The organism is Salegentibacter sp. 24 (assembly GCF_004362395.1).
Lineage (GTDB): Bacteria > Bacteroidota > Bacteroidia > Flavobacteriales > Flavobacteriaceae > Salegentibacter.
Map to the genome: position 1 here is coordinate 22,781 of NZ_SNWE01000001.1, position 14,219 is coordinate 36,999.

11 protein-coding genes are annotated in these 14,219 nt (G+C 38.7%); all 11 read left to right on the top strand.

Annotated elements, in window-relative coordinates; all coding sequences use genetic code 11:
* The first annotated feature begins 15 nt into the window (after positions 1-15).
* Positions 16-1,680, top strand: coding sequence for a DUF5123 domain-containing protein (locus tag DET49_RS00100; RefSeq protein WP_133546116.1), 1,665 nt, complete (start codon positions 16-18; stop codon positions 1,678-1,680).
* A 107-nt stretch (positions 1,681-1,787) separates the two neighbouring features.
* On the top strand, positions 1,788-3,260 hold the full coding sequence (locus DET49_RS00105; RefSeq protein ID WP_133546117.1) for a polysaccharide lyase family 1 protein: 1,473 nt from the start codon (positions 1,788-1,790) through the stop codon (positions 3,258-3,260).
* A gap of 12 nt (positions 3,261-3,272) precedes the next feature.
* Entirely contained in the window at positions 3,273-4,610 is a 1,338-nt protein-coding gene (locus tag DET49_RS00110) for a polysaccharide lyase family 1 protein (protein ID WP_208109600.1), read from the top strand.
* Positions 4,611-4,631: 21 nt separating this feature from the next.
* Positions 4,632-5,744 carry a pectate lyase gene (pelA, locus tag DET49_RS00115; protein ID WP_133546118.1) on the top strand — a complete coding sequence of 371 codons (1,113 nt, stop codon included), beginning with the start codon at positions 4,632-4,634 and terminating at the stop codon, positions 5,742-5,744.
* A complete protein-coding gene (locus tag DET49_RS00120) occupies positions 5,731-7,443 on the top strand; it encodes an alpha/beta hydrolase fold domain-containing protein (RefSeq protein WP_243729470.1) in 1,713 nt (570 codons plus the stop codon). The genes pelA and DET49_RS00120 overlap by 14 nt, the downstream gene beginning before the upstream one ends.
* A gap of 8 nt (positions 7,444-7,451) precedes the next feature.
* Positions 7,452-8,687 (top strand): glycoside hydrolase family 105 protein, encoded by a 1,236-nt coding sequence (locus DET49_RS00125; RefSeq protein ID WP_133546119.1) that lies wholly within the window; start codon positions 7,452-7,454, stop codon positions 8,685-8,687.
* A 4-nt stretch (positions 8,688-8,691) separates the two neighbouring features.
* Positions 8,692-9,663, top strand: a complete 972-nt coding sequence (locus DET49_RS00130) for a pectinesterase family protein (RefSeq protein ID WP_133546120.1) — start codon at positions 8,692-8,694, stop codon at positions 9,661-9,663.
* A 1-nt stretch (position 9,664) separates the two neighbouring features.
* Positions 9,665-10,681: a DUF4861 family protein gene (locus tag DET49_RS00135; RefSeq protein WP_133546121.1), complete on the top strand. Its 1,017-nt coding sequence runs from the start codon at positions 9,665-9,667 to the stop codon at positions 10,679-10,681.
* Positions 10,678-12,312 (top strand): glycoside hydrolase 43 family protein, encoded by a 1,635-nt coding sequence (locus DET49_RS00140; protein WP_133546122.1) that lies wholly within the window; start codon positions 10,678-10,680, stop codon positions 12,310-12,312. The genes DET49_RS00135 and DET49_RS00140 overlap by 4 nt, the downstream gene beginning before the upstream one ends.
* A 265-nt stretch (positions 12,313-12,577) precedes the next feature.
* The gene (gene kduI / locus DET49_RS00145; RefSeq protein WP_133546123.1) at positions 12,578-13,414 is read left to right on the top strand and encodes a 5-dehydro-4-deoxy-D-glucuronate isomerase; all 837 of its coding nucleotides are present in this window, start codon (positions 12,578-12,580) and stop codon (positions 13,412-13,414) included.
* A 10-nt stretch (positions 13,415-13,424) separates the two neighbouring features.
* Entirely contained in the window at positions 13,425-14,189 is a 765-nt protein-coding gene (locus DET49_RS00150; protein WP_410527953.1) for an SDR family NAD(P)-dependent oxidoreductase, read from the top strand.
* The last annotated feature ends 30 nt before the right edge of the window (positions 14,190-14,219 follow it).

The following is a 14,219-nucleotide window of genomic DNA, read 5'->3' on the forward strand; positions in this document are numbered from 1 at the left end:
TAAGAACTCATAATTATGAAAGCTTATAAAAGTCATATTCAAACATTGTTATTCATCTTCTTGGGGATGCTTATGTTTAGCGCCTGCGAAAAAGACGAAGAAGTATTTGAGCGCACACGGCTATTTCGACCAGTATTAAACGAAAATGGTCTTACATCCATAGGTAATACGGTGATAGTGAATATGGGGAGTTTTAAAGATGCTTCCTATTATACCGTGGAGATTAGTAGAGATACTTTTCAAACCGTTGATTACACTATAGAAACAGATACTAGTTACATAGAAGTAAATGAAGACCTGGTGGGAGAAGAGCTTCTTTGGAACACAATCTATCAAGTTCGTGCAAAAGCCCATGCTGAAGATCCTCAGTATGATAGTGAAATTGCCGAATTGGGTAATGTTAGAACCCAAAGATTTCCTTCAATTTTAAATATTCCGGAATCTTTTGATGTAATTGATACAGCTGCGCGAGTAACTTGGGAAATCGCTGGAGCTCCTGTTACTGGAGTTCAAGTTTATAGTGCGACAGACCTTCAACTTAATGATCCACTATTTGAGGAACGTCCAGTAACCCAGGTAGAGCGTGATAGTGCTGAAGTAATTGTTGGTGGTCTTGAGCCAGAAACCGAATATCAAATTGCCATTTATAGTGAAGATGTCCTAAGAGGATGGGTTAGATATACAACCTTACCTCAGGATGTCGATCCATCTGATCCTAATGTAATTGATATTAGAGATGATGAAGATCCCAACGCAGTTTCCAATGCGGTTAACACAGCTCCCGATGGCGCTATAATTTTAGTTAAAAAAGGAGTGAAATATAATTTTCCCGAAAATAACCTAAATAAGTCTATAACAATTCGGGCAGCTTATGGTTTTGGCGAGAAGAAAGCGCAACTTTATACAACCGGAAATTGGGATATAGATGATAACAGCAATATAGACCATATTAGATTTATTAACCTTGAACTAAGAGGAGAAGATTATTCAGGAGACTATGTATTCAACCCAAACAGAGAGAATGTTTATATAGGTGAACTATTATTCGAAAACTGTAAGATTGTTTCATTTAGAGGAATTATGAGAATCAGGACGTCTGTAGTTTTAGATACCTACCGGATTAGTAATTCTATCGTAGATACCATTGGAGGCTATGGTATTATTACTACAGATACAGACCCTGGGGATCCGCCAACAGCAAGGGTAAATAATATTGAGCTTGTAAACAGTACGTTTAATCATATTGATACCGGGATTCAATCCAGGAATAATTCTGAATCAATTCTTATTGAGAATTCCACTTTCGCCAATTTTATTGTAACTGGAGGTAGATTCTTCCGTTACAGAGGAGGTGAGGGAAATAATAATGTAACTGAAGGAATTACAATTAGAAACTCCATTTTTGGCCACTCTTGGGATCTTTCAGGAGAAGGAAGTTATGGTATACAAGGAATAGGTGATGGACTTGAAAATACAATTTTTAGTATTGATAATGTTTGGAGTACAACTAATTTCTCATTTCGGGATGGGACAGAAATACCGGGATTCCCAGTTGGAAATTATTCAGGCACCCAGCAAGATCTTTGGGTAGATCCAATGAATAATAACTTCAATTTCAGAGACAGTAGTTTTGGTGGCCGCACCAATGCTGGAGACCCCAGATGGAGGGATGAAATTTAATTTGCTAATAAGTTTGGATTGCTGAATAAGATCAGGGTGGGGGTGATCACCCTTATCCTGATTTTTTTAATTGAGAAACTATCAAGGTCTCTCTTAAATTTTAATAAATGATCTATAGAATTCATTTTAATTTATTAGGGATTTTTCTTCTGGTATTTGCTGCTTGTGACAGCGGTAGTAATGACCCATCTACCGAAGATGAAAAAAAAAATAAAACACCTGAACCTATAGAGGAAGAGGCTTTTGCTTTTCCGGGAGCAGAAGGATTTGGGAATAAAACCACAGGTGGGCGGGGAGGCAAAATTCTCTATGTAACCAATTTAATGGATTCTGGTCCTGGAAGTTTTAGGGAGGCCGTGGAGACCACCGGTGCTAGATATGTACTTTTTAAGGTGTCTGGCAATCTAAGTTTAAGTTCTACTCTTAGAATTAGAAATGGTGATCTTACTATTGCAGGACAAACTGCTCCCGGAGATGGAATTACAATAAAGAATTACCCGGTAATTATTGATGCCGATAATGTGATTTTACGTTTTATGCGGTTCAGAATGGGAGATGAGGCTCAACAACAAGGTGACGCCCTGGAAGCACGATTTCATAAGAATATTATTATTGATCATTGTTCATTTAGTTGGGCTACAGATGAAACCTTAACAATGTATGCCAATGAGAATACAACTGTTCAGTGGTCCTATATTACCGAGAGTTTGAGAAATTCTGTTCATGAGAAAGGGGCCCATGGATACGGTGGTATATGGGGAGGAAAAAAGGCATCCTTTCATCACAATCTCCTGGCACATCACGATAGCCGTAATCCTCGTTTTGGGGAAGAGGCAGGAAAAGCATTTGCTTTAACTGATTTAGTAGATTTTAGGAATAATGTGATATATAACTGGCAGGGAAATAGCGCCTATGGAGCAGAGGCGATGAATCTGAATATCATAAATAATTATTACAAACCTGGCCCTGCAACCACTAAAAAAGATCGAATTATCTCAATTGATAAAAATAAAAATGTAGGAACTGAAATATATGATATTTGGGGTAAGTTTTATATCGATGGTAATTATGTAGAAGGTAGCTCTCAGGTTAACCAGGATAACTGGAAGTATGGTGTTTATAATCAATTCCACCATAGTTATGGTGAGGTTTCCGATGCTGAGAAAAAAGAAATGCGCATTTTCGAACCGCACAATATCGAAGATAATGTGACATCTCATCTCCCGGAAAAAGCATTTGATAAAGTGATTTCTTATGGAGGAGCATCTTTGGTTCGGGACGGAGTTGATAAGCGTATAGCAGACGAAGTAAAAACCGGCACCTATACATATGAAGCTTCTAACGGAAGCGGCTTAGGAATTATAGACACTCAAACCGATGTTGGAGGTTGGCCAGAGCTTTTATCAAAAGAGCCAGCACTTGATACTTCGGGTGATGGAATGCCTGATTCCTGGAAAGAGAAAATGGGACTTGACCCTGAAAGGAACAATGCAAACGGGCGTGATTTAAGTACCGCATACGATAATGTTGAAGTCTATTTAAATAGCTTGGTGGAAAACATTATTCAAAACCAATTATAACCACAATTTTTTATGAAATTTCTCTCAACTATAAAAATTACAAATAATATCCTCTTAATAATCTTTGCCCTTTTTGTTTGTGGTTTTCAAGGAGCATTGAGTCAAAAAGCTTTCCCTACGGCAGAAGGTTTTGGGCAATTTGCTTCAGGTGGAAGAGGAGGGCAGGTGTATATAGTTACAAATTTAAACGACGATGGAGAAGGTAGTTTGAGGAAAGGTATATTAAAACATGGTCCTCGTATCATAGTTTTTGCTGTTTCTGGAACTATTGCTCTTAAGTCAAATCTAGATATAAATAGAGGAAATCTTACTATTGCTGGACAAACAGCCCCGGGTGATGGTATTACAATAAAAGGATATCCAGTAGCTATAAAAGCCGATAATGTAATTGTCAGGTATCTTAGGTTTAGACTTGGAGACGAAAATGAAGTAGCTGATGATGCGCTTAAAGGAAGAGAGGTAAAAAATGTAATAGTTGATCACTGTTCTATAAGCTGGGCTACAGATGAAAACGCTTCTTTTTATCAGAATGAAAATTTCACATTTCAGTGGAACATTGTTTCTGAAGCCTTAAACAATTCTGTTCATTCAAAAGGAGATCACGGTTATGGAGGTATTTGGGGTGGCGCAAATGTGTCTTTTCATCATAATTTAATAGCCAGTAATAATAGTAGAAATCCACGTTTTAGTGGCTCTCGAACCACAGAAAACTTAGAAGGTGAATTTGTAGATTTCAGGAATAATGTAATATATAATTGGGGAGAGAACAGTATCTATGGTGGGGAAGAAGGTCGCTACAATATTATAAATAATTATTTTAAACCCGGACCCGCTACTTCTTCTTCTAAAATGAATAGAATAATTGAACCATATTCGCCGTATGGTAAGTTTTATGTGTCTGGAAATATTGTAGAAGGTTCTCCAGAAATTTCAAAAAATAATTGGGACGGTGGTGTTCAGGCCGATAATATTGAGGCTGCCATGTTGGAAAAACCTATACCAATTAATAATAATATATGCACCGATTCTGCTGAAAAAGCATATAAGCTTGTTTTAAGAAAAGCAGGAAGTAGTCTGGTTCGTGATTCCGTAGATAAACGCATCGTTGATGAGGTGTCCAAAGGAATTGCAAATTTTGGTCATAACGGAATTATTGATAGTCAGAAAGATGTAGGTAGTTGGCCAAAACTTAAGCATTCGACTGCTAAGAAGGATTCCTCTAAAGATGGAATGCCGGATAAGTGGAAAGAGCAAAACGGTTTAAATCCTGGGAAATATGAAGCAAACGGGCGAGATCTAAGCGATTTTTACGATAATATTGAGGTATATATAAATAGCTTGACAAAGTAAATAGTCCCAAAAATGTGAATTATGGCCAATAAGATTACAAAGGAAAATAAGTTATTTACCTTGATCTGTTTGCTGGTATCCGCCCTTTTCCTTCAGGCTGCTCAGTCTCAGGAGCAAACAGTCTCCTGGAAAGAAGCACAACGTCAGGATATCGCTTGGTATGGAAGTGAGGAAGCTATCCGTATTGCAGAAAATGTTTTACTATATCAACACAGTAATGGTGGTTGGCTAAAAAATATAGCGATGGCCGGTGTGCTTGGGGAAAAAGAAAAGCAAGTATTAAGGGAAGAAAAATCAAAAGAAATAGGTACCACCATAGATAATGGGGCCACGCACACTCAGTTACGGTATCTGGCCAAAGTTTATAGTCAAACACAAAAGGATGATTATAGACAGTCCTTTCTAAAAGGAGTAGATTATCTTCTAGAAGCACAATATAAGAATGGCGGTTGGCCTCAGTTCTTCCCTTTAAAAGAAGGGTATTATGAGCACATTACCTTTAATGATAATGCTATGATGGGGGTGATGTTCTTGTTTAGTGATATCTTGAACAGAAAAAAATTCGCTTTTGTGGATACCGCCATAAAAGAAAAGATCAGAGAATCCATTGAAAAAGGTGAAGAAGTTATACTTAAAATGCAAATTAGAATTGATGGCAAACCCACTCTTTGGTGTGCACAGCATCACAGTAAAGATTTAAGTCCAGCAAAAGCCAGATCATATGAATTACCCTCCCTTAGTGGAAGTGAAAGTGTAGGAATAGTGAAATATCTAATGACAATAGAAAATCCTTCCCAAAAAGTGATAACTGCTGTAAAAAGTGCTGTTGCTTGGTTTGAAAAGCATAAAATTGAAGGAAAAAATTTGGTCTATATTGATGCTCCCGAACTAGAAGGAGGTAAAGATCGTGTAGTTGTGAAAGATGAGAAAGCTGACCCATTATGGGCACGTTTTAATGAGATTGGAACCGGCCGGCCCATGTTTGTTGGACGGGATGGAGTAGTGGAAGATTCCCTCGAAAAAATAGCGCATGAAAGAAGAATGGGGTATAGCTATTTGGGGAATTATGCTAATGATTTACTCAACGAAGCCTATCCAAATTGGTTAAAAAGAATTTCATATGAAAACCATTAGAAAAAAAATGAATCTAAAACTTCCAGTCTTCATTTTAGGATTTATCCTAAGTGCAACCGTTTTTTCTTTTAAAAGCCAGGAAGATTCCCAAACTATTTATTTGGTGGGAGATTCTACAATGGCCGATTATTCTGATAATTACGATCCGGGAAAAGATTATATGAAAACCCGTTATCCACTTACAGGGTGGGGCCAGGTTTTTCAGCAGTTTTTTGTCAAGGACAGCCTTAAGAAAGTAAGTGGTCTTATAGAAGCGGAAAATGTGAAAATAGATAATCGCGCCCGAGGTGGTCGCAGTACAAGAACATTCTTTGAGGAGGGCCGCTGGCGGTCTGTTTATAATGATTTAAAAGCGAATGACATTGTGATCATCCAGTTTGGACATAATGACGCTTCTAAGGAGAAACATGAAAGATTTGTAAATGTCAAAGGTTACAAAGAATTTCTAAGGCTCTTCGTTAAACAAACCCGGGAAAAAAATGCGATTCCTATCTTACTTACACCGGTAGCTAGAAATTATCCCTGGGAAAATGGAAAACTTGGCAATGTACACGGAAGATATGATTCTGCAGTAAAAGAAATTGCGAAAGAACTTAACGTTCTTCTAATTGATTTAAACAAAAGATCACAGGAGTTTTTTACGCAAAAAGGGAAGGATTATGTAACCGAAAATTATTTCATGAACCTGCCGTCTGGGAAATATAACGCCTATCCAGAAGGTCAGGAGGATAATACCCATTTTCAACCGGAAGGTGCAAAAGCAATTGCTCAGTTGGTTTTTGATGAAATGAGCAAACTCACATTATTTAACGGGATACCTATTTCAATATCACCTTATACCATTGAAACTACATACCAGAAGCTCAAAAAGGATTATCCATTTATAGAGCCGATCGGATCCCTAGATTCTGAGGAAATTGTGACTAAGGAAAACCTGGTTTATAGTACAATTGAAGGGAAAGAATTAAAAGCCGATGTTTACTCGCCAAGAAATGGAAAAAACTATCCTGCAGTTCTTTTAATACACGGAGGTGGCTGGGTTACCGGAAGCAAGGAAAATCAGCAAATAATGGCACAACATCTTGCTAAAAATGGTTATGTAGCGGTGGTAATCAATTACCGGTTAAGCCGTGATGCTAAATTTCCCGCAGCGGTTATTGATTTAAAAACCGCATTAGCTTGGATGAGAAAAAACGCATTAGAATTCGGAATAAATATAGAAAAAATTGCTGTACTAGGAACTTCAGCGGGGGGGCAGCTTGCAACCTTAATAGGTGTTACCGCAGGAAATCAAAAGTTCCAGAAAACCGTTTATGAAGATCAGGATCAGGTTGAGGCAATTGTAAATATAGACGGAATCGTATCTTTTATTCATCCTGAAGCTGAGGAAAGTGAAATTGCCGGTTTATGGCTAGGCGGTCTGAAGGACCAAAACCCACAGAACTGGAAAGATGCTTCACCACTAGAATATGTTGATGAGAATACACCCCCTATTCTATTTATAAATAGTGCGCAAGAGCGTTTTCATGCTGGGCGCGATGATATGCGGAAAATACTTGAAAAACATCAAATTTATTCCGAAGTCCATACCATTCCAAATTCTCCCCATTCATTTTGGCTTTTGCATCCTTGGTTCGAAAAGACACTAGCCTATACTCTGGATTTCCTGGATAAAACTTTAAAGAAAGACTTAAAATAAATACCTAAATGAAAACAATCAAACTATTTAAAAAATCGCTTTTGCTTTTTCTTATAACAGGAATGCTCGTTTCTTGTAAAAATGGGAAAGAAGATAAAGATTCGGCCCAGTTAGAGAAACAGGATACTACAGAAACAAAAAAATATTCCACCTGGATGGCAGATTCTGAGATTAAACGAAATCCAAAAGGCTGGACACTTGATTTCAACGAAAAGCCAAAATGGGAATATACTCATGGACTCATTATGACTTCAATGGAGAAGTTATATAAGGAAACAGGCAATGAAAAGTATCTGGATTATATCAAGAATTTTGCAGATTTTATGGTAGAAGAAGATGGCTCGATTAAAACCTACAAAAAATCGGATTACAATATTGACCGTGTTCAGGGTGGGCGGTTCCTAATAGGTCTATATAAAGAAACAGGGAGAGAAAAATATAAAAAGGCAGTAGAAATGTTACGTGATCAAATGAGGGAACATCCACGTACTTCAGAAGGTGGTTTTTGGCATAAAAAAATCTATCCTTATCAAATGTGGTTAGATGGTTTGTATATGGCTTCGCCGTTTCTAGCCCGTTACGCCAAAAAATTTGATGAGCCAGAATTATTTGATGATGTGGCCAATCAAATTTCCCTAGTGAATAAATACCACTACAGTGAGGAGAGTGGACTTTTTCATCATGCCTGGGACGAGAGCAAAGAACAACGCTGGGCAGATCCTGATACCGGGCTTTCTTCTAATTACTGGGGAAGAAGTATTGGTTGGTTTAGTATGGCCCTGGTAGATGTATTAGATTTCCTTCCCAGGGATCATCCAGAACGAGAGAAAATCATTAAAATAGCTCAGAAATTGGCCGATGGAATATTAAAGTACCAGGATGAAACCGGAACCTGGTACCAGGTACTTGATCAGGGTGAACGTGAAGGGAATTATTTGGAAGCATCCGCCTCAAGCATGTTTGCTTATTTTCTACTAAAAGGAGCCCAAAAAGGTTATTTATCTGAAGCGCACAAGCAAGCGGGAATTAAAGCTTATGAAGGAATTTTGGAAGAATTTATTCGAAAGAATGATGATGGCACCATCAGCCTCACAAAGGTTAACGGGGTTGCAGGTTTAGGTGGCGATCCATATCGTGACGGTTCTTACGAGTATTATATCAATGAGATAATTAGGGATGACGACCCAAAAGGAGTTGGACCATTTATTTTGGCTTCTATTTATTATGAAAACCTAAACCAGTAGTCCGATGTTAGTTCGTTTAACTTTTATACTGTTTTTTACAATAACCTGCATTCAGGCGCAACATTATGATATAGTGGTGGCAGCAGATGGCAGTGGTGACTATACCAAGCTGCAGGAAGCATTTATGGCCGTTCCCGATTTCCGTAAAAAACCGACTACAATTTATTTGAAACCAGGAATTTATAAAGAAAAACTTATTTTGCCCACCTCAAAGACCAATATTCATCTTATAGGTGAAAATGCGAAAGAAACCATTGTTACTTACGATGATTATGCTTCAAAAAAAAACAAGTTCGGGGAAGAAATTGGCACTACTGGTTCTACTAGTTTTTTTGTTTTCGGAGAAGGATTTCAAGCAAAAAATATCACTTTCGAGAATTCTGCAGGACCAGTAGGTCAGGCTGTTGCCGTTCGAGTAGATGGAGATAAAGTGGTTTTTGAAAATTGCCGTTTTCTAGGTTTTCAGGATACGCTTTACCCTCACGGAAGAGATAGCAGACAATATTACAAAAACTGTTACATAGAAGGTGGAACGGATTTCATATTTGGGTGGTCTACTGCGGTTTTTGAGGATTGCGAGATATATTCCAAAGATGGTGGACATTACATTACCGCGGCCTCTACTGAAAAAGAGGCTGAACATGGTTTTGTCTTCATTGACTGTAAACTTACCGGTGATGCCCCAAAAGAAAGCGTATATCTTGGCAGACCATGGCGTGATTATGCCCAAACTGTCTTTATAAATACTGAAATGGGAGATCATATTAAAAAAGAAGGTTGGCATAATTGGAACAAGCCTGAAGCAGAAAAAACTGTCTTTTATGCAGAGCATGACTCCAGAGGACCGGGAGGAAAAACAGAAGAGAGGGTATCCTGGTCTAAACAGTTAAGTGAAGAGGAAGCAGAAAAATATACTGTAGAAAATATTTTAAAAGGAAAAGACAATTGGCAACCGCTAAAAACTAAAAACGATTAGAATGAGACTAAATTTTAAATTAATAATTCTGGCAGTATCGACCTTGGTATTTTCTTGCAAAGAAAATAAACAAGAGGAAACTAAAAAATCCATCGAGAAGCAGAATATCCAAACGCAGAAAGAACAAAAAACCTATGCTGAGATTTCAGTTAAAGAAGGAGGAAAATGGGAAGGCCGGGAATACATAAACGGTGAATTTGAGAATGTTTCCCGTATAGAGGTGCCAGAAGAGCATACCGATCATTCCTGGTATATCAGGTATGAAGGTCCAGGCTGGGAAAATTCCCAAATAGGTTATCGGTTATATCTCGATTGGAGAAATGCAATAGATATTTTCGGAAAAAAGACTGATACTATGATCTTATCTCAGGTGGGGAAAGATGGGTTTGACTCTTACCACGAAGAAGCAGATTGGGGAATGGACATCTTAAAAGCAGGAAAATCTTTAGGGCTTGGCAGTTTCGGTCGCTATATGAACGATACTGTAGCCCATTTCAGGAAGGTGGGAAAAACAGTTGCTGAAGTTTCAAACCTAGAAAATTCTTCCCAGGTGAAGATCGAATATACCGATTGGACCACAGGAGATAAAACCATAGATCTAGTAGCAAAACTCAATATTTTTGATAAAGACAGGTTTACAAAAGTAGCGTTAGTTCCTTCTGAAGCGATTTCAGGTTTAACCACGGGAATTGTGAAATTTGATGATGTGGAATTATTGCAACAACAAAGTGAAAAGGGGGAATGGGCATATATTGCCACTTATGGCACACAAACCCTTGTAAATGACCAGGACCATTTGGGAATGGCTATTTTTTACAGAACTGATGAAGTAGATAAAATTACCGAAGGCCCGCATGATCACTTAGTAGTATTCAAAGAAAGAAAGGAACCGGTAACCTATTATTTCCTGGGGGCCTGGGAGCAGGAGCCGGGGGGAATCACCTCAAAAGAGGAATTTAAAGCTGATTTAAATCAAAAATTAGAGTCACTTAATACAAAAGGAAAACTTGAAAAATGAGAAAGCACCATTCCTACAAACTCAGTCTTTTAATTTGCGCATTTTTAATTTCAAATATATCAGCCCAAACTGATCATCTATCCAAAGTTTGGGTGAGTGATCAGGGTGATGGTACCTATAAAAACCCCGTGCTCCACGCCGACTATTCTGATCCAGATGTCGTGCGAGTAGGAGAGGATTTTTACATGACGGCCTCGTCTTTTAATGTGGCTCCTGGCTTACCAATATTACACTCCAAAGACCTTGTAAACTGGGAATTAATCGGTCACGCCTTGGAACGGCAGGTGCCGATAGAACATTTTAAAACTCCGCAACATGGGAATGGGGTTTGGGCTCCAGCAATTCGTTATCACAAGGGTGAATTTTATATCTATTGGGGCGATCCCGATTTTGGAATTTATATGGTAAAAAGCGAAAATCCCACAGGCCCCTGGGAAGAACCTGTTTTGGTTGAACAAGGAAAAGGGCTCATAGATCCGGCCCCGCTGTGGGACGATGATGGAAAAGCATACTTAGTTCACGCCTACGCCGGGAGCCGCGCTGGAATTAAAAGTATTTTGGTGGTAAAGCCAATGAATAAAGAGGGCACAAAAACCATAGGTTCTGGAAGAATTGTTTTTGACGGTCATCAGGATCATCCCACTGTGGAAGGTTCAAAATTTTATAAAAAGGACGGTTATTATTACATTTTTGCTCCGGCCGGTGGCGTTTCTACGGGTTGGCAATTAATTTTGCGCAGTAAAAACGTTTATGGACCTTATGAAGAACATGTTTCTCTGGCACAGGGGAAGACCGATATCAATGGGCCCCACCAGGGTGCGTGGGTGGACACTGAGAGCGGGGAAGATTGGTTTATTCATTTTCAAGATAAAGGAGCTTATGGTCGGATCGTACATTTGCAACCCATGGAGTGGAACAATGGGTGGCCAACAATGGGCGAAGACCCTGATGGTGATGGTACCGGGCAACCTGTAATGACTCACAAAAAACCCGATACTGATACCCATACCATAAAAACTCCAAAAGATTCGGATGAATTTGATGGAGATAGTCTTGGATTACAATGGCAATGGCATGCTAATCCGCACGAAACCTGGTCTTTCCTGATCCCCTCAAAAGGTCAACTTAGGCTATACACACAAGAAATTCCCAATGACAGTAATAATCTCTGGGATGCGCCTAACTTGTTACTTCAGAAATTTCCGGCCCAGGAGTTTATAACTACGACAAAACTTACTTTTAACCCAAATGAAGATCTTGAGAACGAAAAAGCTGGTTTACTGGTTATGGGAAGGCAATATGCTTATATCGCTGTCCAGAGCAAGGAAGATGGGCTGTATCTTGTGTATTCCTTTAATGAAGATGCTGAAAAAGAAGGTGTAGAGAAAAAGGAAGTAATTACAAAACTGGAGGGAAATGAAGTGATTTTGCGAGTAGAGGTTGATAAGGGGGCTAAATGTACTTTTAGTTATAGTGAAAATGGAAGGAACTTTCATAAGGTAAGTGATGAGAATTTTAAAGCTGTGGAAGGAAAATGGATAGGTGCAAAGGTTGGAATTTTTGCCATTAAAGCAAGTAAGACCAATGACTCTGGCTATGCTGATTTTGATTGGTTTCGTTTTTCTAAATAGTCGCAAAAGAGGTCTTGATTTGGATAAAAAATAATCGGGTTAACCTAACAATTTGCACCTGAAATAGAATTTTTTGGTTCGAAAAAATCAAATAATGAAGGTGATAATGTGAAAGAATGAAGCCCAGAATTTGATTTTTAATATGTAAATAGTACATTTGTGTAATCGATTACATCTATTCAGGTATGTACAGGATGCTTCAAATTTGCGAAAACCTGAAATTGTAATCAACATTGATTTTTTTAATTAATCAAAAATTTTTATTATGACTAATTCAGAATTCAGATTTGCACATCACCCTGAGGATGTAAAGAAATATACCACGGAAGAACTTCGGAAACACTTTCTAATCCCCAACTTATTCAAGAAGGATGAGATCAACCTAACTTACACGATGTACGATCGCTATATTGCGGGCGGAGCGTTTCCAGTAAGCAAAAAAATTAAACTCGATACCATTGATGATCTTAAAGCCGATTATTTTTTAGAGCGCCGTGAACTAGGGGTGATCAACGTGGGTGGAAAAGGAAAAGTTACTGTTGGTGGTGAAGTCTATGAAATTGGCCACAAGGAAGCTCTTTATGTCGGCCGTGGAAATAAAGAAGTATTCTTTGAAGCAGCAGATGGCGAGCAACCTTATTTCTACTTGAATTCTGCACCTGCACATAAGGAGTACCCTGTGAAGAAAGTGACTCTTGCTGAAGCCGAGGTGGTAGAACTTGGGGATAGCAAGTATTCCAATAAAAGAAAAATCAATAAACTGTTAGTGAACAGTGTGGTAGATACCTGTCAATTGCAGATGGGAATGACCGAGCTAAAAGAAGGTAATGTTTGGAATACGATGCCGCCCCATACCCATACGCGTAGAATGGAAGTGTACTTTTATTTCGATTTAGAAGAGGGTCAAACTATAAGCCATTTTATGGGACAACCACAGGAAACCCGCCATATTTTTATGCAAAATCACCAGGCGGTAATTTCCCCAGAATGGTCCATCCATTCCGGGGCAGGAACTTCTAACTACACTTTTATTTGGGGAATGGCTGGAGAAAATCTTGACTATAGCGATATGGACGGAGTGCAACCTCATGAATTAAAATAAGTCAAAGATGATAGAAGAATTGTTTAGTTTAAAGGGAAAAACGGCTTTAGTTACCGGTTGTAAACGAGGAATTGGTTTTGCTATGGCAGAAGTTTTAGCTCAGGCAGGGGCCAATATTTTAGGAGTTTCTGCTTCTTTAGATCCGGAAGGCTCTAAAATTGGGAAACGCATTAAAGAAATTGGCAGCGATTTTAAAGGCTACCAATGTGATTTCTCTAATAGAAAATCTCTCTATAAGTTCATTGAGGAGGTAAAGTCCGAAAATAGCCAAATTGATATATTGGTAAATAATGCAGGTACAATTATGCGAAAACCTGCCGCTGAACACCCTGATGAATATTGGGATAAAGTAATAGAGGTAAATCAAAATGCACAGTTTATCCTTACCCGGGAAATAGGTAAGGAAATGATAAAACGCGGAAGTGGAAAAGTGATTTTTACCGCCTCACTACTTACCTTTCAAGGTGGGATTACCGTTCCGGGATACGCTGCTTCAAAGGGAGCAATTGGCCAGCTTACAAAAGCTTTTGCTAACGAATGGGCGGCCAAGGGTGTTCAGGTAAATGCTATTGCACCTGGATATATTGCTACCGATAATACCCAGGCTTTAAGGGAAGACGAAGAGAGAAGTGAAGCTATTCTTGCCCGAATCCCTGCTGGTCGATGGGGTAAACCTGAAGATTTTAAAGGTCCAACCCTATTGCTGGCTTCGGCTGCAGGGAACTATATGAATGGGTCAGTGATGTTGGTAGATGGTGGCTGGATGGGACGATAAGATCACTTTTGCCGAGATTCATAAAACAAT